This is a genomic window from Denitromonas halophila (assembly GCF_007625155.1).
In the GTDB taxonomy this organism is placed as follows: domain Bacteria; phylum Pseudomonadota; class Gammaproteobacteria; order Burkholderiales; family Rhodocyclaceae; genus Nitrogeniibacter; species Nitrogeniibacter halophilus.
The window spans coordinates 198,447-224,122 of sequence record NZ_VMNK01000002.1 but is presented as its reverse complement, the minus strand read 5'-3'; the positions used below and the strand labels follow the sequence as shown (position 1 = coordinate 224,122).

Below are 25,676 nucleotides of genomic sequence, written 5' to 3'. Positions count from 1 at the left end.
GCCATGACCAATCGACGCCATTTCCTCGCTGCCGTCGGCGCTGCCGCCCTGGCCGGATGCGCACAGATCGGCAAGTCCGCCCGCAGCGCCCATGTGGTGGTGGTCGGTGGCGGCTTCGGCGGTGCCACCGCAGCCAAGTATCTGCGCTTGTGGAGCAACGGTCAGGTCAGGGTCACGCTCATCGAGCGCAACGCCCAGTTCGTCTCCTGCCCGATGTCGAACCTTGTCATCGGTGGCATGGAGACCATGGCGCAGATCACTCACGATTACGCCGGCCTGCGCGATCATCACGGCGTGCGCGTGGTCCAGGACACCGTCACCGCCATCGACCCGGCCACGCGGGAACTGCGACTGGCCAGTGGTGAGCGCCTGCACTACGACCGCCTGCTGCTCTCGCCCGGGATCGACTTCATGCCCGAGCGCATCGAAGGCCTGGCCGGACACGAAGACGAGATTCCACACGCCTGGAAGGCCGGCCCGCAAACCACCCTTTTGCAGCGCCAACTCGCCGCCATGCCCGACGGTGGCGTGTTTGCCATTCACATTCCCAAGGCGCCCTTCCGCTGCCCGCCCGGACCCTACGAGCGCGCCAGCCTGGTGGCTGACTACTGCCGTCGCCACAAGCCGCGCGCCAAGGTGCTGGTGCTCGACGCCAACGCCGATATCCAGTCCAAGAAAGGGCTGTTCCTGGCGGCCTGGGGCGACCGTTACCGAGGCTTGATCGAATACCGGCCGAACAATCAGCTGCTCGGCGTCGATGCCCGATCGCGCACCGCGAAGCTGGAGTTCGATGACATCAAAGCCGACGTGCTCAACGTGATTCCGCCGCAGCGCGCGGGCAAGGTCGTCGAGCTCATTGGCAGTCGGCTGGTCAATGATCGCTGGGTGTCGGTGAATTGGCTGAGCACCGAAGTGAGCGACGTACCCAATGTCCACGTCATCGGTGACGCGACCCTGTCGGCGCCGCGCATGCCCAAATCCGGCACCATGGCCAACCAGCAAGCCAAGGTCGCGGCGGCGGCCATCTTGCACCTGCTCGCCGATCTGCCGCCCAACGCCTCGCCGGTGGTGATGAACACCTGCTACAGCTATGTCGGTGGCGACAGCGCCATGCATGTGGCCTCGGTGCATCGCTTCGACACGGCGGAACACACTTTCCTACCCGTCGAAGGTGCCGGTGGTCTGTCGGCCGTCGCCAGCCCCGCCGAAGCCACGGCGGCGCAGGCCTGGGCGCACAACATCTGGGCCGATATGCTGCGTTAGGGGATTTGGGCAGACGCCGCTGGACGCACGGTTTCATCCGCCGGCGGCGCAGGCCAGCCCAGCTCCATCACCCACGGCTCCGCGCACGTGCAGCCGAGTGCCTCACGAATATAGGCGACGGTGTTCGCAGGCAAGGCGGCGGGCGAATACCAGCCCAGCGCGTCGCACTTGTCGGGCTCGGCCCGGCGTGGCTCGCCCTGCCAGTGGCGAGCGCGCAAAAAGAAATCGATACGATTGGTGTCCGAGAGTCGGTGCACCACGCCAACCAGATCCAGGTCGGGCGCCGTCAGACACACATCCAGTTCTTCGGCCATCTCTCGGATCGCGGCCATACGAATCGACTCGCCCGCTTCCACATGCCCACCCGGCAAGCTGAACAAGCCATCGAAAAAGCCCGTATTGGCCCGACGCATCAGCAACACCGAGCCGGTTTGCGGCAGGATCACATGCACCCCAGTAGGGATACCCGCGATCGCGACAGTCATTTCGAACCGGTGCTGCCGAAGCCGCCCGCGCCGCGCGTCGACGCCTCGAACTGGTCCACCACATTGAAGGTCGCCTGCACCACCGGCACCACCACCAGTTGCGCGATCCGCTCCATCGGTTCGATCTTGAACGCGACCTTGCCGCGGTTCCAGACCGACACGAAGATCTGCCCCTGGTAGTCCGAATCGATCAGCCCGACGAGGTTGCCCAGCACGATGCCATGTTTGTGACCCAACCCCGAACGCGGCAGAATCATCGCGGCCAGCCCCGGATCGTCCAGATGAATCGCCACGCCGGTGGGTACCAGCACGGTATCGCCCGGCAACAAGTTCAAGGGTGCGTCGAGACAGGCGCGCAGATCCAGCCCGGCCGCGCCCGGCGTGGCGTAGGCCGGCGGATGGGTCTTGAGGCGCTCATCGAGCAGGATGACGTCGATCGGGTGCATGGTCCTTCCTTAAAATGTCAGCGTGCCGCCAGCAGGTCAGCCAGATGCTTGACGATGCTGCGGGCGAGATTGTCCTTGGCGGCGCGCGGCACCGGGTGGCGGCCCGCCTCGTCATAGATCACCACCTGGTTGTCGTCCTGGCCGAGCCCGTCCTGCACCAGATTGCCCACCACCATCGGCAGCCGCTTATTGCGTCGCTTGCCTTCGGCGTAGGTGTCCAGATCACGGCTCTCGGCGGCAAAGCCGACGCAGAACGGCGGATTCGGCCGCGCGGCCACCTCGGCCAAGATATCGGGGTTGGGCGTCAGCGCGATACTCATGGCCTCGCCGGACTTCTTGATCTTGTGTTCCGCAGGCGTTGCCGGCCGGTAATCTGCCACCGCCGCCACACCAATGAACACGTCGGCATCATCAATCGCCGCCGCCACCGCCTCACGCATCGCCAGCGCAGACTGCACGCTGACCCGCGTCACACCATAAGGCACCGGCAAGGCGACCGGCCCACTCACCAGCACCACCTCGGCGCCGGCATGGGCGCAGGCGCGTGCCAAGGCGTACCCCATCTTGCCCGAGCTGCTATTGGTAATACCGCGTACCGGATCGATGGCTTCGAAGGTCGGGCCCGCGGTCAGCACCACTTTGCGCCCCGCCAGTCGCTTGGCTTCGAAATGGCTGATCACCGCTTCGCACAACACCTCAGGCTCCAGCATGCGGCCCAGACCGGTTTCACCGCAGGCCTGCTCGCCCTCGTCCGGCCCCAGCACTACCACACCGTCGTCGAGCAACTGCCTGGCGTTGCGCTGCGTAGCCGGGTGTTGCCACATCTGGCGGTTCATCGCCGGCGCCACCATCAGGTCGCAATCCCGCGCCAGACACAGAGTGGTCAGCAAGTCATCACAGCGCCCCTGCGCCAGTCGGGCCATGAAATCAGCCGTCGCTGGTGCCACGATGATGCCGTCGGCGTCGCGCGTCAGATCAATATGCGCCATGTTGTTACCCATGCGCGGATCCCACAGATCCGTCCACACCGGATGCCCGCTGAGCGCCTGAAAGGTCACCGGCGTCACAAAATGCGCCCCGCCTTCGCTGAGCACCACGTGCACGCTGGCGCCGGCCTTGACCATCAAACGCGTCAATTCGGCCGCCTTGTAGGCCGCCACGCCGCCGGTTACGCCGAGAATAATTTTCCTACCCTTCAGTTCGATCATGACATTCACATATACTGAGCGCTGATTTCAGCCTGATCAAGGATTGTACTGCATGGCCATCACCGATTGGCCCGCCGGCGAGCGCCCGCGGGAAAAGCTCATCGAGCGCGGCCCGGCGGCCCTGTCAGACGCCGAACTCCTGGCCATTTTCCTGCGCGTTGGCGTGCGAGGCAAAAGCGCGGTCGACCTTGCACGCGACCTGATCGCCCATTTCGGCACCCTCTCAGGGCTGTGCCACGCCACGCGTGACGCCTTCGCCGCCTTCCCCGGCATGGGCCTGGCCAAATACGCCCAGCTTCAGGCCATCATGGAGATCGCCCGGCGCGCGCTGGCCGAGGACATCGGCGAAGGCGACATTCTGGGCGCCCCCGAGGCCGTCAAACGCTGGCTGCGCCTCCACCTCGGCGCCCTGCCCCATGAAGTTTTCATGGTTTTACTGCTCGACGCGCAGAACCGACTCATCCTTTCCGAGACACTTTTCCGCGGCACACTCACACAAACAAGCGTGTATCCGCGAGAAGTCGTAAAATTCGCGCTGACGCACAATGCCGCGGCGGTAATCCTGGCCCACAACCACCCCTCCGGCAATGCCATGCCCAGTGCCGCAGACCAGTCGCTGACACGCGACTTGCGCAGTGCACTGGCTTTGATCGACGTCCGTGTGCTCGATCATTTTGTCGTCACACAAGCACAGATCACGTCGTTTGCTGAAAGCGGACTGCTGTAGTTTTCTCTTTTTGAAAACAAGTCCTTGAATTCTCAGCCCTGAGTGTTGTACACTCGGCGGCTTTTCGAAAACCGATTTCCCTGGAGCACAACCATGGCTCGCGTTTGCCAAGTGACCGGTAAGGCACCGATGGTGGGTAACAATGTTTCCCACGCCCAAAACAAGTCCAAGCGTCGTTTTCTGCCGAACTTGCAGTACCGCAAGTTCTGGAGCGAAGCTGAAAACCGCTGGATTCGCATGCGCGTTTCGAGCGCCGGCCTGCGCACTATCGACAAGAAAGGCGTCGATGTGGTCGTGGCCGATCTGCGCGCCGCTGGCGCAAAAATCTAACCCCCTCACTAGACGGAGACTGACATGGCCAAAGGCGGTCGCGAAAAAATCAAGCTCGAGTCCAGTGCTGGCACGGGACACTTTTACACCACCAACAAGAACAAGCGCACGATGCCCGAAAAGCTGGAACTGAAGAAATTCGATCCGGTGGTTCGCAAGCACGTGATGTACAAGGAAACCAAGCTGAAGTAATTATTTCAGCTGCCGGGTTCGCCCAGCCGGTTTCGATCGAAGGCCCGCTCATAGCGGGCCTTTGCTTTTACGACCCTGCCTTTGTTGCTCAGCGAGCATCGCACAAGAAAAGCGCGGAAACAGGCGTAGCGGGCGGGTAGGACGTAGTGAGCGGGCGAAAAAAAAAGCTGCCCGAAGGCAGCTTTTTCTAACGCATTCTGCCTAAGCAGAATTAGCCACGCTGGATGTTCGAGGCTTGCTTGCCCTTCGGACCCTGCGTCACTTCGAAAGTGACTTTGTCACCTTCTTTGAGCGATTTGAAACCGTTCATGTTGATGGCGGAGAAGTGCGCGAACAGATCTTCGCTGCCGTCATCAGGAGTAATAAAACCAAAACCTTTGGCGTCGTTGAACCACTTAACAGTACCAGTTGCCATGTTGCCTATTTCCTCGCGATTACATCAATGATACGCCCGAGAATCGAGCCGATCCCTCTGGTCAATCGAAGGGTCGGTGTTCTGAAACCGCCAATCGACGCGAAAGGTACGCCTCAGCTTTTACCGGCATAGGCTTTTGCCGTCAAGAACTTCCTGCGGACATTTTTTGCGCAACACGGCAATATCAACTCAACGACCGATCAGAAAGCGTCAAAAAAACACATTACCATCTGTTTTATAACAACAAAATCATTCGGCACAGCAAATTTGCGCCGCAGCAAAAAAAATGCGTTATTTTTGCGACAAAACATACATCACGGCCCGGCATCACGCCGGCTTGCCATCCCCCAACGCTCCATTAGAATGGCTCTCATGGCAGTCAAGAAACAAGACGATTCTTTGCTAGAGGCGGAAAAGACGCGAGTCGGTCCGCCGCGCATGTACAAAGTGCTTTTGCTTAACGACGACTTCACCCCCATGGATTTCGTCGTCAGTGTGTTGCAACGTTTTTTTGCGCTAGACCGCGAACGCGCGACTCGTGTCATGCTCCAAGTACATACGGAGGGGCGTGGCGTATGCGGAACGTTTCCGAAAGACATCGCCGCAACCAAGGTTGAGCAAGTCATCGCTCATGCCCGGCAACACCAACATCCGTTGGCCTGTGTGATGGAGGAGAACTGAGAATGATTGCGCAAGAACTGGAAGTCAGCCTTCACATGGCCTTCGTCGAGGCGCGCCAGAAACGGCACGAATTCATTACCGTGGAGCACCTGCTCCTCGCCTTGCTCGACAACCCATCAGCCGCTGAGGTGCTCCGGGCCTGCTCGGCCAACATCGAGACCCTGCGGCGCGAACTCACCGATTTCATCAGTGAGCACACGCCCACCGTGGAGGGCGACGAGGACATCGACACCCAGCCAACGCTGGGTTTTCAGCGTGTCATCCAGCGCGCCATCCTGCACGTCCAGTCATCGGGCAAGAAGGAGGTCACTGGCGCGAATGTGCTCGTAGCCATCTTCGGCGAGAAGGAATCGCATGCGGTGTATTTCCTGCAGCGCCAGGAGGTATCGCGACTGGACGTGGTGAACTTCATTTCGCACGGTATTGCCAAGGGCGGCCACGGCAATGCGCCCGAGGCACCCAAGGGCCATGATGCAGAGCCAGAATCGCCCGAGGGCGAAAGCGCCCAGCCTGGCGGCGCGCTTGAGAGCTTTACCCAGAACCTCAACCAGCAAGCGCTGATGGGCAAGATCGACCCCTTGATCGGCCGCGACAAGGAAGTCGAGCGCGTCATCCAGACACTCTGCCGCCGCCGCAAGAACAATCCGCTGCTGGTCGGTGAGGCCGGCGTCGGCAAAACGGCCATCGCCGAGGGCCTCGCACGTCGCGTGGTCGAGGGGCGGATTCCGGACGTGCTGATCGACGCCCAGGTCTACGCACTCGACATGGGCGCCCTGCTCGCTGGCACCAAGTATCGCGGCGACTTCGAGCAACGCCTGAAGGCCGTTCTCAAGCAGCTGCTCGAAAACGAGCACTCAATTCTGTTCATCGACGAGATCCACACCTTGATCGGTGCCGGTGCGGCCTCGGGCGGCACGCTCGACGCGTCGAACCTGCTCAAGCCGGCGCTCTCCAGCGGCCAGCTCAAGTGCATCGGCGCGACCACCTACAGTGAGTTCCGCCAGATTTTCGAGAAGGACCATGCGCTGTCGCGGCGCTTCCAGAAGATCGATGTGCCCGAGCCGTCGATTGCAGAAACCGTCGAGATTCTCAAAGGGCTCAAGAGCCGCTTTGAAGAGCATCACAAAGTGCGCTACTCGGCAGCCGCGCTGGCCTCGGCGGCCGAGCTGTCGGCCAAGTACATCAACGACCGCCATCTGCCCGACAAAGCCATCGACGTGATCGACGAAGCCGGCGCCGCGCAACGCATCCTGCCCAAGTCCAAGCAGCGCAAGACCATCGGCAAGGGCGAAGTTGAAGAGATCGTGGCGAAGATCGCCCGCATCCCGCCGCGCACCGTGTCCAACGACGACAAGACCGCGCTCAAGACGCTCGATCGCGACCTGAAAAACGTCGTTTTCGGCCAGGATCCGGCGATCGACGCCCTGGCAAAAGCCATCAAGATGTCACGCTCGGGGCTTGGCAGCCCGGGCCGGCCGATTGGCAGCTTCCTGTTCAGCGGCCCGACCGGCGTCGGCAAGACCGAAGTGGCGCGCCAACTGGCCTACACGCTGGGCATCGAACTCGAGCGCTTCGACATGTCCGAGTACATGGAGCGCCATGCGGTCAGCCGGCTCATTGGCGCGCCCCCGGGCTATGTCGGCTTCGATCAGGGCGGCTTGCTCACCGAAGCCATCACCAAGAAGCCGCACTGCGTGCTGTTGCTCGACGAGATCGAAAAGGCGCATCCGGACATCTTCAATATCCTGCTGCAGGTAATGGACCACGGCACGCTCACCGACAACAATGGCCGCCAGACCGACTTCCGCAACGTGATCATCATCATGACCACCAACGCGGGCGCCGAGGCGATGCAAAAGACCGTCATGGGCTTTGCCGCCAAACGAGAATCGGGCGACGAAATGGCAGACATCAAGCGCATGTTCTCGCCGGAGTTCCGCAATCGCCTGGATGCATCCATCTCGTTCCGGGCGCTGGACAACACCGTCATCCTGCGGGTGGTCGACAAGTTCCTCACCCAGCTCGAAGCGCAGTTGCACGAGAAAAAAGTCGAAGCCACATTCACTGACAAACTGCGCACCTGGCTGGCGGCCGAGGGCTTCGATCCGCTGATGGGCGCACGGCCCATGGCGCGTCTGATCCAGGACACCATCCGCTCGGCCCTGGCCGACGAGTTGCTGTTTGGCCGACTGGCCAATGGCGGCCGGGTGACCATTGATCTGGACGATGAAGAAAAAGTGGTGCTGTCACTGGATGAAGCCTTGGCCCCAACCCACTGAACTCCGTGTCACACGGTATCGGGCGGCTCGCTGAGCCGCCCTTTTTTTGCCCGCGATTGCTACACTGCCGGCCACTTCACTCGCCGAGGAGATGTCACCATGAGTTTTCAAAATGCCGATTTGTGCGACCAGTTCGACGCCGAAGTCCGTGTCGTCGCGCCGATGTTCCATAGCTTTGGCGGCAAGCCCGCATTTTCAGGTCCGGTCACCACACTCAAGGTTTTCGAGGACAACAGTCTGGTTCGCACTGCGCTCGAAGGCGCCGGCAACGGGCGAGTACTCGTCATTGATGGCGGCGGCTCGATGCGCTGCGCGATGGTTGGTGACCAGCTCGCCGTGCTGGCGGTCAACAACGGCTGGGCAGGGATCGTGGTCTATGGCTGCATTCGCGACGCCAAAGCGATTTCAAGCATGCCGGTCGGGGTGTTTGCGCTGGGCACGCATCCACGCAAGAGCGTCAAGAAGGGTGCAGGCGATGTGGACATCCCGGTGACCTTCGGCGGCGTCACCTTTACACCAGGCGAAATGCTGTATGCCGACGAAGACGGCGTACTCGTAGCGAGCCGCGCGCTGATTTAAACAACCGCAGCACCAGGTGCGCCAGCACCAAAATTTTTTTCATAAAGCTGAAACGCTTTCCGCAATATGAGAAACAATCGCCAAGCCACTGATAAATAACAACAATGTTTTTCTTATATCTTATATAAGACATATTGCTGCTGTGCAAAAAGACGCCTATAATTTTCTCACTGCCGGATGCGCTGTATTGTTGAGGTCAAAGCCGATACAGCGCGCTGCGAGATAGCAAGCTCAATGACAGGCTCCCTCCCTGTTTTCATCGCAACACAAGGAAACCATCATGACCCAATCCCGTGAACAGCAAATCGCCGCCCTGAAAAAAGACTGGGCAGAAAACCCCCGCTGGAAGAGCGTCAAGCGCGGTTACAGCGCAGAAGACGTCGTGCGTCTGCGCGGTAGCCTGCAGCCCGAGTACACGCTGGCTCAGCGTGGTGCCGAGAAGCTGTGGGACAAGGTCAACGGCGGCGCCAAGAAAGGCTACGTCAATGCCTTCGGCGCCATCACCGCCGGCCAGGCCATGCAGCAAGCCAAGGCCGGCCTGGAAGCCGTGTATCTGTCCGGCTGGCAGGTTGCTGCCGACGGCAACACCTCTGAAACCATGTACCCGGACCAGTCGCTGTACGCCTACGACTCCGTGCCGACCATGGTGCGTCGTATCAACAACACCTTCAAGCGCGCTGACGAAATCCAGTGGTCGCGTGACATCAACCCGGGCGACAAGGACTTCGTCGACTACTTCCTGCCGATCGTCGCTGACGCGGAAGCCGGTTTCGGTGGAGTGCTGAACGCCTTCGAACTAATGAAGAACATGATCTCCGCCGGTGCCGCCGGTGTTCACTTCGAAGACCAGCTGGCTGCCGTGAAGAAATGCGGCCACATGGGTGGCAAGGTGCTCGTGCCGACCCGCGAAGCCGTCGAGAAGCTGACCGCTGCCCGTTTCGCTGCCGACGTGATGAACGTGCCGACCCTGATCCTGGCCCGTACCGATGCCGAAGCCGCCAACCTGATCACCAGCGACTACGACGCCAACGACAAGCCCTTCCTCACCGGTGAGCGCACCCAGGAAGGCTTCTACCGCGTCAAGAACGGTCTCGAGCAGGCCATCAGCCGTGGCGTGGCTTACGCCCCGTACGCTGACCTCGTGTGGTGCGAGACTGGCACGCCGGATCTGGGCTTTGCCCGCGAATTCGCGCAAGCCGTGCATGCCGCCTGCCCGGGCAAGCTGCTGTCCTACAACTGCTCGCCGTCCTTCAACTGGAAGAAGAACCTGGATGACGCGACCATCGCCAAGTTCCAGGACGAGCTCGCAGCCATGGGCTACAAGTACCAGTTCATCACGTTGGCCGGTATCCACATCAACTGGTACAACACCTTCCAGTTTGCCCACGCCTACGCACAGGGCGAAGGCATGAAGCACTACACCGAGATGGTGCAGGAGCAGGAATTTGCCGCGCGCGACAAGGGTTACACCTTCGTGTCGCACCAGCAGGAAGTCGGTGCTGGCTACTTCGACGATGTCACCACCGTGATCCAGGGTGGCTCGTCCAGCGTCAAGGCGCTGACCGGCTCGACCGAAGAAGAGCAGTTCCACTAAGCTGTTGGTGTCTGCACTGATCCGAAAGGCTCAGTGCATCACGCAAAAGGGGCCGTTCGCGAATGCGAGCGGCCCCTTTTGTATTGCAACACCCTGCCGTGTCAGGCGCCGCTGACCAAGTCGGACGCTGTCTTGACGCGATTTCTCCCGGCGCTCTTGGCCGAATACAAGGCCTGGTCAGCCGCCATCAGCAGAGCATTGGCGGCCAGTTTCGAGGGGTCTGCACTCGCGGTGCCCAAGCTCACCGTCACATGCTCTGCCACCGATGACCTCACATGCGGAATGTTCAGCGCCGAAATCGCGGTACGTATCCGTTCGGCCACCACCCGCGCGCCGGCCGCATTGGTGCCGGGCAGCACCACCACGAACTCTTCTCCGCCATAGCGCGCTGCCAGGTCGCCGGTCCGCGCCGCCACACCGGCGAGCACCGAAGCCACACTGCGCAGACAGGCATCGCCCTGCGGGTGCCCATAGGTATCGTTGTAAGCCTTGAAGTGATCGACATCCATCATGATGATGGACAGCATCTGCCCACCCCGCTGGCAACGCCGCCACTCGGCCGCCAATCGCTCATCAAAGGCGCGGCGATTGGCCAGGCCGGTCAGGGAATCTTTCGAGGCCAGCTGCTCGAGCTGAATCTGTGCCTCTTTTTGCACGGTCATGTCACGCAGCGTCTCGACAACGGCTACCAGGTGGCCCGCTTCGTCATAGATCGGGCCGGCATCCACCGCCAGGTAAAGCCGGGTCCCGGCACGAGGCATGCGGCACCAGTTCTCGACATGAAAGCCAAGCTGACTGCTGGAGTCGATGTCATAGGCCGCGTAAAAGCCTTCGATTTCGGCGGTCCGCCCCTGCGCGATCAGATCTGCCAGGCAGGGCCGGGGGTCGTCGTAGAAGGCAAACCCATGGTCGTGCGTCCCGAGCACCTCGCTCGCCGGCACCCCCGTCAGTCGTTCGCAGGCGCGGTTCCAGATTGACACCTTTCCGTCCGCGTCGAGCACGAAGGTTGGCACCACCAGATGCTGCATCAAGGCAATCGCAAAGCTCTGGTCGGCCACAGCCGCATCCACTTCGCCCGGCCGAGGTGTGCGCTGAGTCATCGGCGTATTGTCTCCAGAGCTGATTTGTATTTTGTTTTCTTATCGGCATTCGGCGACAAACATTGAGCTTGGCGCGGCGCCACGCCTGAGCGCTGTCTTGGGCTACCATGCGCATGAACGCCGCTTGCGGAGGGTCTGCATGACACAGATGTCTGCCCTGCTGTGCGCACTTGTCCTGGTGTGCTTCGCCGGCGTGGCCGCCGGTCACGAGGACGTGGTCTACGATGGATACGATCTGGCGCCGCGCGACCAAGGCGTCGATATCGGCGTCCAGCCCTTGGGCTATCCGACCGGACTGGTGGGCGCCGCCATGGGGCGAGACCGCATTTTGCGTCGCGCACTCAACCCCTTGGGCCATGACCTGAACACCTTTGCGTTCCGGCGCGGACCCGACATCGTCGAACGCCTGGGAGCCCGCGCCGAGCATCGCACTATCGCAGCATGCCAGCCACCGGATCGTATTCCGCGGGCGCAGCACCGATTACCTGCTCCTCTCGCGCGCATTTGACGCCGCCCATCCGCAAGCCGCACGTCAGGTGATCGCGGCGCTGGTGCGCGCGATCCGCTGGATGCAGCTCAGTCGTACCAACATTGAAACAGCGGCCCGATGGGCCATGGCCGACGGCGCAAAGCTGACCGGACGCCCCACCCGGGCATCGGTTGCGCAAGCGGTCGACATTACGCGTGCAGAATTGCTGGACGTGCCCGCGATCCCGATGATCCCCGCCTCGGCACACGGCATGCACGGACTGCGCGGAAAACTCACCTTGCTGCAGCGGCTTGGCAAAGTACCCAACACCATCAACAGCGATCAGATCGAGCGCGCGTTTTCTTACACCGGTCTCCACGACGTGCTGACCGATCCAGCCAAATACCGCTTAAACAATTTCGATTACGACCGTTAACCGCGCTATGCGGTCGCGTCTTTTTGCCATCTCCAACCTCAGCACCAAGATCAGTCTGGTCTTCGGCGGGAGCATCCTCGTCGTCATCGTGACGATGGTGGCCATCTGGTATTACGGGTTCGCGCCGCTGAGCCTCAAAGGCGCCCGGGATCAACGCATCAGCGACATCATCGCCACGCAGTCCATCCAGGCCGACGCCCGCATCCGCCAGCTCGCAAACGACTTACGCGAACGTCGCGGCAATCTCCAGGTTCTCGCCAGCACACCGGCGTTCGGCGCCCTGCTCGGCGCGCAGCCACTCGACCGGGCGTCGCTTCAACAGGCGCTGGAGAACGCCTTTGCACATCTCGCCTGGGCCTATCCTGATCGCTACGCCAGCCTGGTGCTGATCAGCGCCGATGGCCGAAGCCTTCTCACCGCACCCGCCGCGACCGTCCCGCGCCCGCCGGCCAACGCACACCGGCTGGACAAGGTCCTGACCCCGGGGGCCAGCGAAACCGTGATGCTCAAGCGCGAGGCGGCAACGAATGTCCTTTTGCTGATCCTGGCCCGCCAGATACGCTCGCCCACCGGCGAGACGCTCGGCACGCTGGTGCTGCGCATGCCGCCCGGCGACCTGCTGGCACCCCTCGCACAGGCAGACGAAGTCCTGCTGGGGCCCAGCGGGCGCATCGATCTGATCGATGGCGCTGGTACGCAACTGGCTCATCAAACCCCCAGGAACGCCACGCGAAGTTCCACACCCCCACCACCGTCGGTGAAAAGCCGAGGCATCGAAGGCAGCTTTCTCGAACCCCGCCCTGACGGCAGCACCGACATTGCCACCTACCGCTACCTCCAGGTCGGCGCCGACGATGGCTGGACGCTGGTGGTCCGCCGCGACAAGGACGAAGCCTTCGAATACATCGTCGATCGCCGCAATCGCGTGCTCCTGCTCAGTCTCATGGTTGCTGCCCTGTCCATCGTGCTCGTCCGTCTTTTCGCGCGACAGCTCACCCGCCCCTTGCGCGCACTGATCGACACCTCGGAGCGCATCGCCGCTGGCGAAGCATCGGTGCGCATGCCGCCATCCATGACGGAACACACCGAAGAACTCGCCCGTCTGGCGCGCAGCTTCAACCACATGGCGGCACAGGTCGACTCCCGCCGCCAGCGGCTTGAAATCGAAGTGGACCAACGCACCGAAGAACTCGCCCGCGAGAAAGCCACCCTCCAGCGCTATCTGGATGTTGCAGGGGCGATCATGCTGGTCCTCAGCCCAGCCGGCCGGATCCAGCTCATCAACCGCATCGGCTGCGAAATTGTCGGCCGCAGCGAGGCGGATCTGGTTGGCGGAAACTGGTTCGAACTTTGCCTCCCCCCGCGCCTGCATGCTGACGTTCAAGCCGCATTTGGGAGACTCGTCAGTGGTGGCCGCAATGAAGTCAGCCGCTACGAGAACCCCATCCTCACCGCCAATGGCCAGGAGCGCGCCATCACCTGGGCCAACACCTTGCTGCGCGACCCGGACGGACGCATCACCGGCATTCTGGCTTCCGGTCTCGACGTGACCGACGCCCGTGCGGCCGAAGCGGCAGTGCGCAGCGCACACGACCTGCTCCACACCATCATCGACACCTCACCCGACTGGATCTGCGCCAAGGACCGCGAACAACGCTACATCCTGGTCAATCAGGCCATGGCCAGCGCACTGGGGCAATCCCCCAAAGACATGATCGGCCAAGCGGCGCCAGATCCCGGCCTCGCCACAGCGCAGCACCGTGACGACAACAGCGACGGCAAGGTCCTGACCGGCAAAAGCATTCACCTGCGCACCGAGCATGTTCGCGACAAGGCCGGGCGTGAGCGGATTCTCGACACTTACAAACGCCCGCTGCGCGACGCCCACGGCCAGATCAATGGCCTCCTCGCCTATAGCCGCGACACCACTGCGCAACACGAGATGGAAGCCCAGCTACGCCTGTGGGCCAAGGTCTTCGAATGCTCCAGCGAAGGGGTGATGATCACCGACCCCCAGCACCGGATCATTGCGGTCAACCGCGCATTCAGCGAAATCACGGGCTACGCCGACCACGAGGCGATCGGCCAGACACCGCGCCTGCTCAGCTCAGGCCGCCACGACGCGGCCTTCTACGACACGCTGCGCGCTACCGTCACAGCGGACGATCGCTGGCAGGGCGAGATCTGGAATCGCCGCAAGAATGGCGAGGTCTACCCGCAATGGCTGACCATCAACGCCGTTCGCGACCCCACCGGCACCCTCACCCATTTCGCCGGCGTGTTCTCCGACATCAGCGACATCAAGCGCTCCGAAGCCCGCCTGGCGCACCTGGCCCACCACGACGCACTCACCGGCCTGCCCAACCGCATGCTGCTGCACGACCGGCTCGGCCACAGCATCGAGCGCGCGCGGCGCCATCAACACAGCCTGGCGGTGTGCTTTCTCGACCTCGACAACTTCAAACATGTGAACGACAGTCTCGGCCACCATGTAGGCGACGAACTGCTCAAGGCCATCGCCACCGAACTGCTTCGCCATATCCGCCGTGAAGACACCTTGTCGCGCATCGGTGGCGACGAATTCGTGCTGCTCGTCGACACCATCGACACCCCCGCCAGCGTCGAACACATCGTCAACAAACTGCTCGGCGTCCTGCGCGAGCCGCGCAATATCGCCGGCCACCAGTTGTATCTGAGCGGCAGCGTCGGCATCAGCCTCTTTCCGCAAGACGGCACCGACGCCGGCACACTCATCCAGCATGCCGACTCGGCCATGTACGACGCCAAGCAACTGGGCAAAAACCGTTTCCGCTTCTACACCCAGTCCCTCACCGATGGTGCGCTCAAACGCCTGCGCATCGAATCCGCGCTGCGCGAAGCGGCCCTGCATCAGCAGCTCACGCTGGCCTATCAACCACAGGTCGATCTGGAAACCGGCGCGCTGATCGGCGTCGAAGCCCTGCTGCGCTGGACACACCCGGAGATGGGCGCGATCCCGCCCGACGTTTTCATTCCGATCGCCGAAGAATCCGGCCTGATCGACGAGATTGGCGCCTGGGTGCTCAATACCGCCTGCCAGCAACTGAGCGACTGGGACGCCCAAGGCTGGTCACCACCGCGCATGGCGGTCAATGTCTCGGTGCGCCAACTGCGCCAGCCCGACCTGCCCAATCAAGTGCAGAACGCGCTCAACCGTGCCCGCCTGCCCGCGGCGCGGCTGGAACTGGAAATCACCGAGTCCGCCATTGCCGACCACGACGGCGTCGCCGCCATCCACCGGCTCGCCGCACTCGGTGTGCCCATCTCCGTCGACGACTTCGGCACCGGCTATTCGTCGCTCAGCTATCTCAAAAAACTGCCGATCCGAACGCTCAAGATCGACAAGAGCTTCGTCGCCGACCTGACCACCGACACCAATGACGAAGCCATCGTGCGCTCCGTCATAGCACTGGCCGGCGACCTCGGACTGGACGTCATCGCCGAAGGCGTCGAACTCGAAGCGCACCGCCGCTTCCTGCTCGAACATGGTTGCGCACACGGCCAGGGCTATCTGTTCGACCGCCCCTTAAGTGCCGAAATACTGCGGCAGCGATACCGCGCGGCGGCGAAAAAGCCCACGAAATAGACGCCACCGCGCAGGCCCACACTAACGAACGCCCCCATAGGCCTCGGCCACCGCGTCGTAAGCCGGCAAGGCCACCGTCTCCGCCCGCGCCGCGTCCGCCCATTCCACCATCGCCGGATGCGCCAGCATCGCATCGCGATACGCCGCGGCCGCCGGGGGCAAGCTTACGTTGTAGGTCACAAAGCGCATCACCACCGGCGCAAACATCGCGTCAGCCACCGAAAACGCACCAAACAGATACGGCCCGGCATCGTCCGCAAACTCGCTGCGCGCCTGCGTCCAGATCTCGGCAATGCGGTCAATATCCGCCTGCACCTCGACACTGGGCGTCTTGCCCTTCAACAGCAGCTTGATGTTCATCGGCATCGCGCTACGCACCGCGCCAAAGCCCGAGTGCATCTCGCAGGCCACACTGCGCGCACGGGCACGCGCCAGCGGATCGGCCGGCCACAGGCCAGGATGACGCTCGGCTAAAAACTCCGCAATGGCCAGCGTATCCCACACCTGGAAGCCATCCACATGCAGGCATGGCACCAATCCATTGGCCGAATAGGCACGGTGCCCGGCGTGTGCGCCCTTGCCGCTGACTTCCACCTGATGCGCTTCAAACGGGATGCCGAAATGCTTCATCAGCACCCACGGCCGCAGCGACCATGACGAGTAGTTCTTGTTGCCAAAATAGAGCGTGTACATCGAAGTCTCCTTGGGGGGTCAAAGTGTGTTTACTACACCTTCGTCATGGGTCGGTGCGCGCAGCGATTCCAGCAGCGCCAGTCCGTCCGGCCAGTTACCCAGCCCCGAATCGGCGTTGATATGACCGGCCGCGCCGATGCTTGCAAAGCGGCTACCCCAGGCCTCGGCAAATTGCCGCGCCCGCGCCATCGACACATAGGGATCGTCCTCGCTCGCCACCACGATGGACGGGAAGGGGAGCGCCTGCAGGGGCATCGGCGCGAAGCCGCGCACTACCTCCGGCGTGTGCGCGGCCGAGTCCACATCGGCCGGCGCTACCAGCAAGGCGCCACGCACCCGACCCGTATGCTGCCGCGCCCAATGCGCCACCAGCGCGCAACCCAGGCTATGCGCAATCAGGACCACCTCGCCATGGCTGCCGCGCACCGCTGCATCCAGCGTGCTGACCCAGTCGCGTCGGCTCGGCGCATCCCAGTCCCGCTGCACCACCCGACGCACCTGCGGCAAGGCGCGCGACCAATGGCTTTGCCAGTGCGCCGGCCCGGAGCCGCCCAGGCCCGGAATTGCCAACCAGATTGACATATCGCTCTCCGCTACAATGTGATTACCGTTTCATTCAAAACGCGTCGACTCACTGTATCGCACCGATCCACGGGCGTATATCGATAAGGATTCGACATTAACGTGAAAGAAATTCACATGCAGCGCATTCCACCTCTATCAGCATTGCGCGCCTTCGAAGCTGTCGCCCGGCTTGGCAGCGTGGTCAAGGCGGCGAGTGAGCTACACCTCACCCACAGCGCCATCAGCCATCAACTGCGCGCGCTCGAAGACATGCTCGGCCTGCGTCTGTTTGACCGCCAGGGCAAACGCCTGTCGGTAAATGAAAACGGCCGGGTCTATGCCATGCAAGTGCGCCATGCGCTGTCCGACCTGTCACGCGCCACCGGCACGGTGGTGGCGCAACCGCGCGACGACGAACTGGTGATCGGCACCATTCCGTCCTTTGGCGCGCACTGGCTCATCCCGCGCCTGCCGCACTTCACCTCCGCCCACCCCGAACTCAAGATCACGCTGCGCGCCGGGCTGCAGGTGGCCGACCTCGACGCAGAAGGCATCGATGTGGCGATCCGCATGGGCCACGGCGGCTGGGACAAGGTGCAACAGCGCGAGCTGTTCGCCGACCGGCTGGTCGCCATCGCTGCGCCGCACTTCCGGGGCGGGCGCCTGCCGCGCACGCCAGCCGAAGTGGTGGCCGCGCCCTTGCTGCTGTCGATCGAAAACTGGCGCCCCTGGCAGGACGCCGCCGGACTGCCCGCCGACGCGCTGCAAGGCATCCACTTCAATGATTCCAATCTTGTGATTGAAGCGGCCCGCCGCGGCCAGGGCGTGGCGCTGTCGCGACTGTCGCTGGTGCACGGCATGCTGCAGGACGGGCTGCTGGTGCAGCTCACCGACGTCAGCGTGCCCTACCACAACCCCTACTGGCTGGTATGGCCCGTCCGCAGCGCCGGACGGGCCCGGGTTGACCACTTCAGCCGGTGGCTGGACGCCGAGATCGGCGCTTACTTGGCCAATATCTCGGGCACCACCGACGGGGCAGCGTCCGACGACTGAGCGCAGCGCCACGCACTGCGGAACCCGATCGACAACGGTGTGACATATCGCGAACGGAGCACCACCACCGAAACCGATGCCGGCGGGCGGATCGATATCCGCGGCACCGGCCAGGGCATGCCAATCACCCGAAATCTGCCGCGCGCACAGCGCGGCAAGGCGGTACCAACCAACGCTGACGGTGGCGGTCTGCGGCCACAACTCACCCTCACTCGGGCGGGCTGACCGGCGCGTCGTCGCGGTGGCTGCCGAGGCTGGCCGAGAGCTTGCGGGTGATCTTTGCCATGCTCACCTCGGCCCGCTCAAAGCCATACACAAACTTGGGGAAATCCAGCGGCGCCTGCGCGGCCCAGATGGCATCGTGCTGGTCGGGCGGCAAGATGCGCAACGGATCGCCCACCGCCACCCAGCCGATCGGCACCGTCTCGCCCGGCGGCAGCGAGGTGCGCAAATGCACCACCGCATTGATACGCACCTCGCAGCCCTGTCCCAGCCGCGCCCCATGAAACACCGACGCGCCGGTGGCGATGAACACATCATCCGCCACCGTACAACCGACCACATGCGCGCCCGGCCCGACCAGGCAGTGTTTGCCGATCGTCAGCGCATGGTCGGCCGTGCTGCGCAGCACCGCGTTCTCGAGCACGATCACGCACTCACCGAGGTCGATACGACTGCCCTCGGCGATGATCTGCGCGCCATGCATCACCCGGCAACCGGGGCCGATGTGCACATTGCCGCACACGGTGGCAGTCGGCGCCACCCAGGCGTCGGGGTCGATGGTGGGCGCATGGCCGAGGTGTGTGAACAGCATGAGAACTCTCCGTGTCGAGATGCGTCGATCCTGCGCTGAAACGGCTCAGTCCGGCAAGACGGATTGAATCGCCGCCCACACCCGCTCCATGTCCGCCTGCGTGGTCGCCCAATGACTGATTGCGCCGCGAATCGCGCTTTGCCCGAAAAGCACGGTCGGCGTCATGAACACCTCGCCGGTGGCGTTGATCCGGTCGAGCAGCGCGGCCGCGTCGCCCTCGACGGGCGCAAAGCAAAAACCGTTCAGCATCACTGGCGCCAGCAGGCGCAGGCGCGGTTCGGCGGCGATCTGCTCACCCAGCCAGCGTGCCTGATCGCAATTGCGCTCGACAATGCCGGCGTAGCCCGCCTGCCCGTAGGCGCGCAGCGTGAACCAGGCCGGCAGCGCCCGAAACCGGCGGGAGTTTTCGGGCGTCAGTTGCAGAAAATTCCCCGGCTCGACCTCGCCGCGCAGGTAGGCCGCGTGATTGCGAAATACCTCGGCCTGCAGCGGCAAATGCCGGGTCAGCGCCACCGCGGAGTCATAAGGTACGTTGAGCCATTTGTGGCAATCGACGGTGATCGAATCGGCCATCTCCCAACCGGCCAGCCGGGGGCGGTAACGATCACTGGCGGCGGCGATGCCGGCAAAGGCGGCATCCACATGCAGCCAGAAATCGAAGCGATCTTTCAGCGCAGCGATGGCTGCCAGATCATCGAAATCACAGGTATTCACCGTCCCCGCATTGGCCACCACGATGCACGGCCCCGGCGCGGCCGCCAATGCCTCGGCCAGCGCCACCACATCGGCCGCCTCGCGCCCCGGTAACGCCGCCACCCGGTGCAGGCTCTGCCGCCCCAGGCCGAGCATCGCCAGACTCTTGACGGTGCTCGAATGCGCACCGGCACTCAAGACCCGCACCGGCCCCAGCGCAGCCAGCCCGGCCTCGGCCACATCCACGCCGGCCTGCACGCCCAGCCACTGCCTGCCGGTCGCCAGCCCGACAAAATTGGCCATCGTCGCGCCCGACACGAAAGCGCCATTGAAGGCGTCGGGCAAGCCGAGCATGTCGCGAAACAGCGCGAGGGTTTCGAGCTCCAGCGCGCCCGCGTTGGAGTCGGCCGAGCCGGTGGCGTTCTGGTCGATGACACTGGCCAACCAGTCACCCACCAGCGCCGCCGGGGTGGCCCCGCCGGTGACAAAACCGAAATAGCGCGGCCCGGCGCTGGCAGCCAGACCGGGCGAGAAGCGGGTCAGGTATTCGTTCAGTGCGGCGCGGGCACCGCCACTGTGCGCGATCGGCGCAGCGGGTGGCGAGCCGCCACCCACCGGCAGGGTCGGGAGCTGGGCCAGAATCTGTTTCGCCTGTGCACACACTTCGCGCAACAGCGCGTCGGTCTGGGCGAGGTCGTTGGACAAAATATCGGAGAGTTTCGACATGAGGGCGCTCTCAACCGCGATGGCGGCAATCGGAAAAAGCTTACCCTGCGCGTCGCGCGCCATTTCTCAAAGAGACAATCCGGCCGAACCAGACCGGGCCAGCACCACCACCTCATTCGGTCGTTGTCAGCACCCTGCGCCCGAGCGGCTGCCCCTCGGCATCGAAGGCCTCGCGAAAACTGAAGGCCGCGGGTGACGCCCCATTGGCGTTCAGCTCGGCCAACCGCGCCATGGCCTCGGCCATGCCGGGCCGGTGCCCGGCCGGCACCCACCACAACACCATGTGCATGTCGGCCGCCTTGGCAAACCACTCACGCCGGCGCGTCATCACCGACTTGTGCGCCGAGCGATACACATAGTCGAACAAGGCCTCGCTGCTCGCCCACACCGACAGGTTGATGATCAGATCGGCATCGCCTGGCGCCGAGGTGCTGCCCTCGCGCGCATCGCCTTCAAAGCGCCACACAAAGCCGGGGCTGCGCTCGGCCAGCGCATTGATCTCGTCCAGCCGTGCCACAAAGTCGGCCAGTTGCGGCGAATCGATGGGGGCGAGCAGGCGAGCAACGTTCAGTTGCGCCAATTGCATGTCGGGCGTGGTCATTGGGCAGTTCTCGTGAGTCGGCGTCGCCACATCATGACCCGAGCACGCAAACACCACAAACGCGTCTTTTTCACTGCAACACGAGTTTCATTCACGCAGGCGCCGCGCACGCCGGGCCAAAGCCCGCTGCCGCATCGGCCACCATTTCAGCGCGCAGCCAATCGACAAAGGCCTGGCGCAGCGGGGTTTCGCCGCCACGCTGCGGCAACACCAGCCAGTAAGCCCAGCGCCGCGGCTGGCCATCCGCATCAAAGCCGTGCTCGGCCGACACATCCTGTCCCTCGCGGTACATCACCGGCACCTCGACATCGAACAGTCGCGTGAGCTGGCCGTTGCGCAAGGCCAGCGCGGCCAGCGATCCGCGCGCCAACGCCACGCCCTGCCCTTCAATCGCCGCCTGCACCACCAGGCCCGAGTCGTTGTGCATCAGGCCGGCGCTCGGTTCCGGCCAATCCAGCCCGACCGCGCGAAACCATGGCACCCAGTCCTCACCGTCCGAACGCAGCAGCGGCAACCCGGCAAGCTCCGCCGGCGTACGCGGCAGGTGATCGGCAAAGCGCCTACCGACCACCGGAAACAGCACATCGGCCATCAGCAGTTCGCTGCGCACCCCGGTGTAGCCGCCAAAGCCCCAACGGATCGCCACATCCACGCCATCGCGCACAAAATCGGACCGCTCGGTAGTGGACACCACATTCACCTCGCAACCCGGATTCGCCTCGATAAAGCCCGCAATCCGCGGCGCCAGCCAGCGCCCCGCAAAAGACGGCATCACGCTGATCGACAGCCGATTCACATTGATCCGTCGGCGCAGCACGCTCACCGTGTCCGACACCTGACGCAGCGCCTCGTTGCTCACCGCCAGCAACTCTTCGCCCGCACGTGTCAGCACCACCGCCCGCCCCTGACGCGAAAACAGCGGGAACGCAAGCCACGCCTCCAGCGCGCGAATCTGATGGCTCACCGCGCTGTGCGTCACATGCAGTTCCTCCGCCGCACGCGTAAAGCTCAGGTGGCGAGCCGCCGCTTCGAACGTGCGCAAGGCCGGCAAGGGGGGAAGTTTTCCAGGCGCTTCCATACGAGAGTTTTGTTCACAGAATGGCAAGAAAGGATCGTTTCCGGAAAAGCAGCGAGAAGTCCATGCTTAAACCCATGCAGGACATTTTGCCCGCTCTGCCGGAGAACACTAATGAAAGCCACACTAACACAGCACCCCGAGGATCTCGCCGCCAACGCAGTACGCTCGATCGACGATTTCCAGGGCGGCACCGTGCACCGCCTGCGTGGCCGCCTGTGGATCACCGCCGAAGGCCACGCCCAGGATGTCTGGCTCACGCCCGGCATGCGCCTCACCCTCCCCGACCCCGGCAAACTCGTCATCCAGGCCGACGCGGACAGCACACTGTCACTCATCACCCCGCCGCAACGGCAGCCACTGACCGTCTCGCTGCAACACCTGTGGCAGCGCCTCCAACGGCAACGACCGGCGGCGGGGGTGATCGGACCGAAGTGTGACGGGGTGTGTTAGACGAGCGCACTCATAGGATCGAGCTTGTCGGCGGGATCTAGGTCGCGTCTAATCCAATCCACATGCCCTACGTCTCGTGCCCACATGTGTACCCTCACAAAGAGAATCGTTGATGCCTCTGGCACCGCGCTTGAGTTTGAAGATCGGTATTTGCTTGGCGCAGTCACCGCAAATCGAATTGCCTACGACGGTGAGAGCGGCGGCATTCTGCGCATCAACAACGAGCGCTACTACCAGTTTGTTGTCGCCAGGGCTCTCATGTCTTCGATGCCGTATAAGGTAAAAATCGAAGTCGATGGACACGATCTCGTCCTTGAAGACCCTGTCACAAAAGAGCGCATTGTGGTCATCGAAATGAAACGGTGGATGAGCGCATCCGGCAAGCAGGAACTCGGAGGGATTCGCAAAGACCTCGGCACCAAACTCCCAGCGGCAACCGCAAAATTGAAAATAATGCTGCTTTTCTCCTCCAATCCGCCAGGGCTAATGAAACAACAGATTGATTGGCTGTCATCACAGCTCAACACTCGCCAGGAGCACTGGGAGTCTCACTGCTTTTCAACATTCGATCCGAACGGAAAAAGTGTTGAGTTCTGGACAGCGGGTTATACAGTGATTGAGCCTCCCCCACTCCCTCGGCCGTGTTGCTAAATACCTACTTGGGACCTGAAGAACGCAGGCCGTTCAGCGCCTCCCCCTCCTACACAAACCATGCTCACCCTCCCCCCACCCCACACCCTGATCGCCTTCGAAGCTGCCGCCCGCCACGGCAGCTTTCAGCGCGCGGGCGAGGAGCTGTGCATCACACCGTCCGCGGTAAGTCATCGCATCAAAACGCTGGAAGACTGGCTGGGGCAAGCGCTGTTTTTACGGATCAACCGGAAGATTGAGCTGACTGCGGCGGGGGCGGCGTATCTGGCGGAGGTTCGGCCGGCGCTGGCGCGCATCGAGGCGGCGTCGCGGCAGTTGCGGGGGCAGGCGGGGCAGACGCTGCGTATCAGCGTGGCGCCGGCTTTCGGGGCGAAGTGGTTGGTGGGGCGGCTGGCGGGGTATCAGCAGGCGCATCCGACGCTGGAGTTTGCGCTGTCGGCCTCGACCCGGCTGGATCCGATGCTCGACGGCACGGCCGACCTCGGCCTGCGCTATGGCCGACCGCCGTGGCCCGGGCTCTCCGCCTTCAAATTGAGCGACGAGACGGTGACACCGCTGTGCACGCCGGCGCTGGCGGCGACACTGAAAACGCCAGCCGATCTCGCCCGCGTGCGCCTGCTGCGCCATCCACTGCTGCCCTGGCAACCCTGGTTTGCCGCCGCGGGGCTGGACTGGCCGGCGCCGGAGAGCGGGCCGGAATTCGATGACGCGATGATGATGCTCGAAGCAGCGGCGGCCGGCAGCGGCGTCGCACTGAGCGTCGGCCTATTGGCGCGCAGCTATCTGGTCTCTGGCGCGCTGGTGGCACCCTTCGACGTGGCTGTGCCGGGCCTGGGCTTTTACGCCGTACTGCCACCGGCGGCCGCCAATCAGGCGTGGATTCGCGATTTTGTGCGCTGGTTGCAGCTTGAGGTACGCACACCCCCGATCGGGTAGAACAACGGCCTGAAACTGCCGCCTACATGCGCCGCGGCACCTCGCGATACGCGGTTTTCCTGCGCTGGATCAGAGCAGCGCCCGCCGTGGGTTGGCACACTGCGCTCTGTTTTTCACCGACTCGGAGACTTTCATGCGTTTGCTGTTCGCTGCCCTCGCCCTTGCCATCCCCCTGAGCGCCATTGCCGAGCCGGTGGCCTGTCCGGATGCGGCCACCGTCAAACAAGTCAATGCCTGCCCGACGACCGAAGAACTTAAGTACACCTTTGACGGCTTCTGCGGCAGCAACGCCCGGCTCTATAGCCCGCTGGACACCACCTGCGAGAGCTTTGAAAACTATCGCAAGCTGAAGGACGTGGCGCTGTGGGAGTCGGCCGATGGCCAGTTTGCCAACTACCAGTCCTGCGACATGCCCAAGGACGAGATGGCCAAAGCCAAGCCGGTAAAGATCAGCGTGAGCCAGAAAAAAGGCCTCACCATGCTGCGTTGTGACTACTCCAACGGCACGTATTTTGTGCAGCGCTCGCGCGCCAAGTGTGTCGTGCCGGCCGAGGGCACCTGCCCGGCCGATGGCCCCTGCGTTGCGCAGTGCGAGTAATCAGCCGGCGTCTTTTTCAGGCATTGCCGGGCTAAACTGCCCGGCCGCCACCGCGCTCAAAAATGCGCTGGTGAGCGTCACCTCCAGCGCATGTGCACGCGCGGCGGGGCAAAACAGTTGGAGCTCAAAGCTCACATTGCCCGCGTCCGTCGTACCGACATGCACCAACGGCACCGGCCCTTGCACATCGGCCGACAAGGCGCGGTCAGCCGCCGCACTCACCCGCTCGGCCTCTTCGGCAAAATCGGCACAGGCGGCCGCCGCTTGGGCAGTCCACCACGCCAGCGCCTCACCCACGTTCAAGCCGGGTTCAACCGTGACCACGAAGGGATGCAGCACATAGTGGCGACCGAGCCGTTCGTTGCGCACCGTATGGGTCAGAAACAGGCTGTTCGGGATGACGATCAGGTTGCCGGTATAGCCATGCCCGCGCTTGGGCGGCGCGAGTTCGAGCAAGGTGGTCGTCAGCACGTTGTAGTCGCTGACTTCGCCGCGCACCCCATTGACTTCGATCCAGTCGCCCACCGAATACAGCCCGGTGCCGGTGCGCAGCATGAAGCCGCTCACGCACATGATGATTTCCTTGGTCGCCAGCACCACCGCCACGATGACAGCAGTCAGCGAGAGCACGATGTTTTGCAAATGCCCCAGCCAGAGCAGCAGCATGGCCACCGCCAGGCCAAGGTTGAAGGCGCTGCGCGCGTAAAACACCCGACGCCGACGTGAGGCGTCGAGCACGTCGGCACCCCCGCGGATGGCTTTGGTCGCCAGTCGGCGGCCAATCAAAAACACCACCACCAGTACGAGGGTGATTGCCAATCGTGGCAACCACTGATCTTCATTCAACAAGGCCTGCACGTTCTTCATCTCGCTCCGGTTCGGGCTTGAAAGCATACCGCGACCACCGCCCGATCTCATCTCATTGCGCCGCAACATTGTCGGGTTCACCCGACTAGGCAAAGCAGGTGCAAAACCCGATCATGAGCACAA

At 63.1% G+C, this 25,676-nt stretch carries 29 protein-coding genes; 17 read left to right on the top strand and 12 right to left on the bottom strand.

Annotation, left to right across the window (positions count from 1 at the left end; all coding sequences use genetic code 11):
* The first annotated feature begins 3 nt into the window (after nucleotides 1-3).
* Nucleotides 4-1,263 carry an NAD(P)/FAD-dependent oxidoreductase gene (locus tag FHP91_RS01880; protein ID WP_144307989.1) on the top strand — a complete coding sequence of 420 codons (1,260 nt, stop codon included), beginning with the start codon at nucleotides 4-6 and terminating at the stop codon, nucleotides 1,261-1,263.
* Here FHP91_RS01880 and FHP91_RS01875 read toward each other — a convergent pair.
* Genes FHP91_RS01875 through coaBC form a run of 3 tightly spaced genes read right to left on the bottom strand, consistent with a single transcriptional unit; the run spans nucleotide 1,260 to nucleotide 3,402 of the window.
* Entirely contained in the window at nucleotides 1,260-1,748 is a 489-nt protein-coding gene (locus FHP91_RS01875) for an NUDIX hydrolase (RefSeq protein ID WP_144307988.1), read from the bottom strand. The two genes, FHP91_RS01880 and FHP91_RS01875, sit on opposite strands and share 4 nt — an antisense overlap.
* Nucleotides 1,745-2,194, bottom strand: coding sequence for a dUTP diphosphatase (gene dut / locus FHP91_RS01870; protein WP_144307987.1), 450 nt, complete (start codon nucleotides 2,192-2,194; stop codon nucleotides 1,745-1,747). Before dut ends, FHP91_RS01875 begins: the two co-directional genes overlap by 4 nt.
* Nucleotides 2,195-2,211: 17 nt before the next feature.
* Nucleotides 2,212-3,402 (bottom strand): bifunctional phosphopantothenoylcysteine decarboxylase/phosphopantothenate--cysteine ligase CoaBC, encoded by a 1,191-nt coding sequence (gene coaBC, locus FHP91_RS01865; protein WP_144307986.1) that lies wholly within the window; start codon nucleotides 3,400-3,402, stop codon nucleotides 2,212-2,214.
* Between the two features lie 52 nt (nucleotides 3,403-3,454).
* Between coaBC and radC the strand changes: the two genes are divergently transcribed.
* From radC to rpmG, 3 genes are all read left to right on the top strand, one after another.
* Nucleotides 3,455-4,129 carry a RadC family protein gene (radC, locus tag FHP91_RS01860; RefSeq protein WP_144179830.1) on the top strand — a complete coding sequence of 225 codons (675 nt, stop codon included), beginning with the start codon at nucleotides 3,455-3,457 and terminating at the stop codon, nucleotides 4,127-4,129.
* A gap of 93 nt (nucleotides 4,130-4,222) precedes the next feature.
* On the top strand, nucleotides 4,223-4,459 hold the full coding sequence (rpmB, locus tag FHP91_RS01855) for a 50S ribosomal protein L28 (protein ID WP_144179832.1): 237 nt from the start codon (nucleotides 4,223-4,225) through the stop codon (nucleotides 4,457-4,459).
* Between the two features lie 24 nt (nucleotides 4,460-4,483).
* Nucleotides 4,484-4,651, top strand: a complete 168-nt coding sequence (gene rpmG / locus FHP91_RS01850; RefSeq protein WP_144179834.1) for a 50S ribosomal protein L33 — start codon at nucleotides 4,484-4,486, stop codon at nucleotides 4,649-4,651.
* 211 nt (nucleotides 4,652-4,862) lie between these two features.
* On the opposite strand, the gene FHP91_RS01845 is transcribed toward rpmG, so the two are convergent.
* A complete protein-coding gene (locus FHP91_RS01845) occupies nucleotides 4,863-5,066 on the bottom strand; it encodes a cold-shock protein (protein ID WP_144179836.1) in 204 nt (67 codons plus the stop codon).
* Between the two features lie 372 nt (nucleotides 5,067-5,438).
* Between FHP91_RS01845 and clpS the strand changes: the two genes are divergently transcribed.
* The 4 genes from clpS (at nucleotide 5,439) to aceA (ending at nucleotide 10,199) form a co-directional block, all read left to right on the top strand.
* Nucleotides 5,439-5,747 carry an ATP-dependent Clp protease adapter ClpS gene (clpS, locus tag FHP91_RS01840; protein ID WP_144179838.1) on the top strand — a complete coding sequence of 103 codons (309 nt, stop codon included), beginning with the start codon at nucleotides 5,439-5,441 and terminating at the stop codon, nucleotides 5,745-5,747.
* Between the two features lie 2 nt (nucleotides 5,748-5,749).
* On the top strand, nucleotides 5,750-8,026 hold the full coding sequence (clpA, locus tag FHP91_RS01835) for an ATP-dependent Clp protease ATP-binding subunit ClpA (RefSeq protein WP_144307985.1): 2,277 nt from the start codon (nucleotides 5,750-5,752) through the stop codon (nucleotides 8,024-8,026).
* Nucleotides 8,027-8,125: 99 nt separating this feature from the next.
* Entirely contained in the window at nucleotides 8,126-8,605 is a 480-nt protein-coding gene (rraA, locus tag FHP91_RS01830; RefSeq protein ID WP_144307984.1) for a ribonuclease E activity regulator RraA, read from the top strand.
* A gap of 280 nt (nucleotides 8,606-8,885) precedes the next feature.
* Nucleotides 8,886-10,199 (top strand): isocitrate lyase, encoded by a 1,314-nt coding sequence (gene aceA / locus FHP91_RS01825; RefSeq protein ID WP_144307983.1) that lies wholly within the window; start codon nucleotides 8,886-8,888, stop codon nucleotides 10,197-10,199.
* Nucleotides 10,200-10,300: 101 nt separating this feature from the next.
* Here the strand turns inward: aceA and FHP91_RS01820 are convergent, their stop codons facing one another.
* The gene (locus FHP91_RS01820; RefSeq protein ID WP_144307982.1) at nucleotides 10,301-11,299 is read right to left on the bottom strand and encodes a sensor domain-containing diguanylate cyclase; all 999 of its coding nucleotides are present in this window, start codon (nucleotides 11,297-11,299) and stop codon (nucleotides 10,301-10,303) included.
* Between the two features lie 139 nt (nucleotides 11,300-11,438).
* Between FHP91_RS01820 and FHP91_RS01815 the strand changes: the two genes are divergently transcribed.
* Genes FHP91_RS01815 through FHP91_RS01805 form a run of 3 tightly spaced genes read left to right on the top strand, consistent with a single transcriptional unit; the run spans nucleotide 11,439 to nucleotide 15,829 of the window.
* Nucleotides 11,439-11,807: a hypothetical protein gene (locus FHP91_RS01815; protein ID WP_144307981.1), complete on the top strand. Its 369-nt coding sequence runs from the start codon at nucleotides 11,439-11,441 to the stop codon at nucleotides 11,805-11,807.
* Nucleotides 11,808-11,835: 28 nt separating this feature from the next.
* Nucleotides 11,836-12,204: a hypothetical protein gene (locus tag FHP91_RS01810; protein WP_144307980.1), complete on the top strand. Its 369-nt coding sequence runs from the start codon at nucleotides 11,836-11,838 to the stop codon at nucleotides 12,202-12,204.
* 7 nt (nucleotides 12,205-12,211) lie between these two features.
* Nucleotides 12,212-15,829 carry an EAL domain-containing protein gene (locus FHP91_RS01805; protein WP_144307979.1) on the top strand — a complete coding sequence of 1,206 codons (3,618 nt, stop codon included), beginning with the start codon at nucleotides 12,212-12,214 and terminating at the stop codon, nucleotides 15,827-15,829.
* Between the two features lie 21 nt (nucleotides 15,830-15,850).
* Here FHP91_RS01805 and FHP91_RS01800 read toward each other — a convergent pair whose 3' ends face one another.
* Together FHP91_RS01800 and FHP91_RS01795 are read right to left on the bottom strand one after the other, a co-directional pair.
* Nucleotides 15,851-16,522: a glutathione S-transferase family protein gene (locus FHP91_RS01800; protein WP_144307978.1), complete on the bottom strand. Its 672-nt coding sequence runs from the start codon at nucleotides 16,520-16,522 to the stop codon at nucleotides 15,851-15,853.
* Between the two features lie 18 nt (nucleotides 16,523-16,540).
* A complete protein-coding gene (locus FHP91_RS01795) occupies nucleotides 16,541-17,104 on the bottom strand; it encodes an RBBP9/YdeN family alpha/beta hydrolase (RefSeq protein WP_144307977.1) in 564 nt (187 codons plus the stop codon).
* A 102-nt stretch (nucleotides 17,105-17,206) separates the two neighbouring features.
* Here FHP91_RS01795 and gcvA point away from each other — a divergent pair, with 102 nt between their 5' ends.
* Together gcvA and FHP91_RS01785 are read left to right on the top strand one after the other, a co-directional pair.
* A complete protein-coding gene (gcvA, locus tag FHP91_RS01790; RefSeq protein WP_222105081.1) occupies nucleotides 17,207-18,139 on the top strand; it encodes a transcriptional regulator GcvA in 933 nt (310 codons plus the stop codon).
* Nucleotides 18,140-18,178: 39 nt separating this feature from the next.
* Entirely contained in the window at nucleotides 18,179-18,364 is a 186-nt protein-coding gene (locus FHP91_RS01785; RefSeq protein ID WP_144307976.1) for a hypothetical protein, read from the top strand.
* Here the strand turns inward: FHP91_RS01785 and FHP91_RS01780 are convergent.
* The 4 genes from FHP91_RS01780 to FHP91_RS01765 form a co-directional block, all read right to left on the bottom strand.
* On the bottom strand, nucleotides 18,348-18,953 hold the full coding sequence (locus tag FHP91_RS01780; RefSeq protein ID WP_144307975.1) for a gamma carbonic anhydrase family protein: 606 nt from the start codon (nucleotides 18,951-18,953) through the stop codon (nucleotides 18,348-18,350). The two genes, FHP91_RS01785 and FHP91_RS01780, sit on opposite strands and share 17 nt — an antisense overlap.
* Before the next feature lie 45 nt (nucleotides 18,954-18,998).
* Nucleotides 18,999-20,372, bottom strand: coding sequence for a pyridoxal phosphate-dependent decarboxylase family protein (locus tag FHP91_RS01775; protein WP_144307974.1), 1,374 nt, complete (start codon nucleotides 20,370-20,372; stop codon nucleotides 18,999-19,001).
* A gap of 112 nt (nucleotides 20,373-20,484) precedes the next feature.
* Entirely contained in the window at nucleotides 20,485-20,973 is a 489-nt protein-coding gene (locus tag FHP91_RS01770; RefSeq protein WP_246116191.1) for a DUF3291 domain-containing protein, read from the bottom strand.
* 91 nt (nucleotides 20,974-21,064) lie between these two features.
* Entirely contained in the window at nucleotides 21,065-22,024 is a 960-nt protein-coding gene (locus tag FHP91_RS01765) for a LysR substrate-binding domain-containing protein (protein ID WP_246116190.1), read from the bottom strand.
* A 138-nt stretch (nucleotides 22,025-22,162) separates the two neighbouring features.
* On the opposite strand from FHP91_RS01765, the gene FHP91_RS21075 reads away from it, so the two are divergent.
* From FHP91_RS21075 to FHP91_RS01745, 4 genes are all read left to right on the top strand, one after another.
* Nucleotides 22,163-22,501, top strand: a complete 339-nt coding sequence (locus FHP91_RS21075) for a DUF2917 domain-containing protein (protein ID WP_186301413.1) — start codon at nucleotides 22,163-22,165, stop codon at nucleotides 22,499-22,501.
* An 84-nt stretch (nucleotides 22,502-22,585) separates the two neighbouring features.
* Entirely contained in the window at nucleotides 22,586-23,152 is a 567-nt protein-coding gene (locus FHP91_RS01755) for a hypothetical protein (protein ID WP_144307971.1), read from the top strand.
* 60 nt (nucleotides 23,153-23,212) lie between these two features.
* Nucleotides 23,213-24,088 carry a LysR substrate-binding domain-containing protein gene (locus tag FHP91_RS01750; RefSeq protein ID WP_144307970.1) on the top strand — a complete coding sequence of 292 codons (876 nt, stop codon included), beginning with the start codon at nucleotides 23,213-23,215 and terminating at the stop codon, nucleotides 24,086-24,088.
* 133 nt (nucleotides 24,089-24,221) lie between these two features.
* Nucleotides 24,222-24,686: a hypothetical protein gene (locus tag FHP91_RS01745; RefSeq protein WP_144307969.1), complete on the top strand. Its 465-nt coding sequence runs from the start codon at nucleotides 24,222-24,224 to the stop codon at nucleotides 24,684-24,686.
* Here the strand turns inward: FHP91_RS01745 and FHP91_RS01740 are convergent, their stop codons facing one another.
* Nucleotides 24,687-25,553 (bottom strand): mechanosensitive ion channel family protein, encoded by an 867-nt coding sequence (locus FHP91_RS01740; protein WP_186301412.1) that lies wholly within the window; start codon nucleotides 25,551-25,553, stop codon nucleotides 24,687-24,689.
* Nucleotides 25,554-25,676: the final 123 nt, after the last annotated feature.

What these genes read in the sequence shown, in the direction of transcription:
- FHP91_RS21075 (WP_186301413.1), top strand. Translation starts at nt 22,163, where the DNA reads ATGAAAGCCACACTAACACAGCACCCCGAGGATCTCGCCGCCAACGCA.
- clpA (WP_144307985.1), top strand. Translation starts at nt 5,750, where the DNA reads ATGATTGCGCAAGAACTGGAAGTCAGCCTTCACATGGCCTTCGTCGAG.
- FHP91_RS01755 (WP_144307971.1), top strand. Translation starts at nt 22,586, where the DNA reads ATGTGTACCCTCACAAAGAGAATCGTTGATGCCTCTGGCACCGCGCTT.
- FHP91_RS01820 (WP_144307982.1), bottom strand. Translation starts at nt 11,299, where the DNA reads ATGACTCAGCGCACACCTCGGCCGGGCGAAGTGGATGCGGCTGTGGCC.
- rpmG (WP_144179834.1), top strand. Translation starts at nt 4,484, where the DNA reads ATGGCCAAAGGCGGTCGCGAAAAAATCAAGCTCGAGTCCAGTGCTGGC.
- FHP91_RS01775 (WP_144307974.1), bottom strand. Translation starts at nt 20,372, where the DNA reads ATGTCGAAACTCTCCGATATTTTGTCCAACGACCTCGCCCAGACCGAC.
- FHP91_RS01805 (WP_144307979.1), top strand. Translation starts at nt 12,212, where the DNA reads ATGCGGTCGCGTCTTTTTGCCATCTCCAACCTCAGCACCAAGATCAGT.
- FHP91_RS01750 (WP_144307970.1), top strand. Translation starts at nt 23,213, where the DNA reads ATGCTCACCCTCCCCCCACCCCACACCCTGATCGCCTTCGAAGCTGCC.
- FHP91_RS01815 (WP_144307981.1), top strand. Translation starts at nt 11,439, where the DNA reads ATGACACAGATGTCTGCCCTGCTGTGCGCACTTGTCCTGGTGTGCTTC.
- FHP91_RS01795 (WP_144307977.1), bottom strand. Translation starts at nt 17,104, where the DNA reads ATGTCAATCTGGTTGGCAATTCCGGGCCTGGGCGGCTCCGGGCCGGCG.
- rraA (WP_144307984.1), top strand. Translation starts at nt 8,126, where the DNA reads ATGAGTTTTCAAAATGCCGATTTGTGCGACCAGTTCGACGCCGAAGTC.
- FHP91_RS01740 (WP_186301412.1), bottom strand. Translation starts at nt 25,553, where the DNA reads ATGAAGAACGTGCAGGCCTTGTTGAATGAAGATCAGTGGTTGCCACGA.
- dut (WP_144307987.1), bottom strand. Translation starts at nt 2,194, where the DNA reads ATGCACCCGATCGACGTCATCCTGCTCGATGAGCGCCTCAAGACCCAT.
- FHP91_RS01845 (WP_144179836.1), bottom strand. Translation starts at nt 5,066, where the DNA reads ATGGCAACTGGTACTGTTAAGTGGTTCAACGACGCCAAAGGTTTTGGT.
- rpmB (WP_144179832.1), top strand. Translation starts at nt 4,223, where the DNA reads ATGGCTCGCGTTTGCCAAGTGACCGGTAAGGCACCGATGGTGGGTAAC.
- FHP91_RS01875 (WP_144307988.1), bottom strand. Translation starts at nt 1,748, where the DNA reads ATGACTGTCGCGATCGCGGGTATCCCTACTGGGGTGCATGTGATCCTG.
- FHP91_RS01770 (WP_246116191.1), bottom strand. Translation starts at nt 20,973, where the DNA reads ATGACCACGCCCGACATGCAATTGGCGCAACTGAACGTTGCTCGCCTG.
- FHP91_RS01880 (WP_144307989.1), top strand. Translation starts at nt 4, where the DNA reads ATGACCAATCGACGCCATTTCCTCGCTGCCGTCGGCGCTGCCGCCCTG.
- FHP91_RS01800 (WP_144307978.1), bottom strand. Translation starts at nt 16,522, where the DNA reads ATGTACACGCTCTATTTTGGCAACAAGAACTACTCGTCATGGTCGCTG.
- FHP91_RS01745 (WP_144307969.1), top strand. Translation starts at nt 24,222, where the DNA reads ATGCGTTTGCTGTTCGCTGCCCTCGCCCTTGCCATCCCCCTGAGCGCC.
- coaBC (WP_144307986.1), bottom strand. Translation starts at nt 3,402, where the DNA reads ATGATCGAACTGAAGGGTAGGAAAATTATTCTCGGCGTAACCGGCGGC.
- aceA (WP_144307983.1), top strand. Translation starts at nt 8,886, where the DNA reads ATGACCCAATCCCGTGAACAGCAAATCGCCGCCCTGAAAAAAGACTGG.
- radC (WP_144179830.1), top strand. Translation starts at nt 3,455, where the DNA reads ATGGCCATCACCGATTGGCCCGCCGGCGAGCGCCCGCGGGAAAAGCTC.
- clpS (WP_144179838.1), top strand. Translation starts at nt 5,439, where the DNA reads ATGGCAGTCAAGAAACAAGACGATTCTTTGCTAGAGGCGGAAAAGACG.
- FHP91_RS01780 (WP_144307975.1), bottom strand. Translation starts at nt 18,953, where the DNA reads ATGCTGTTCACACACCTCGGCCATGCGCCCACCATCGACCCCGACGCC.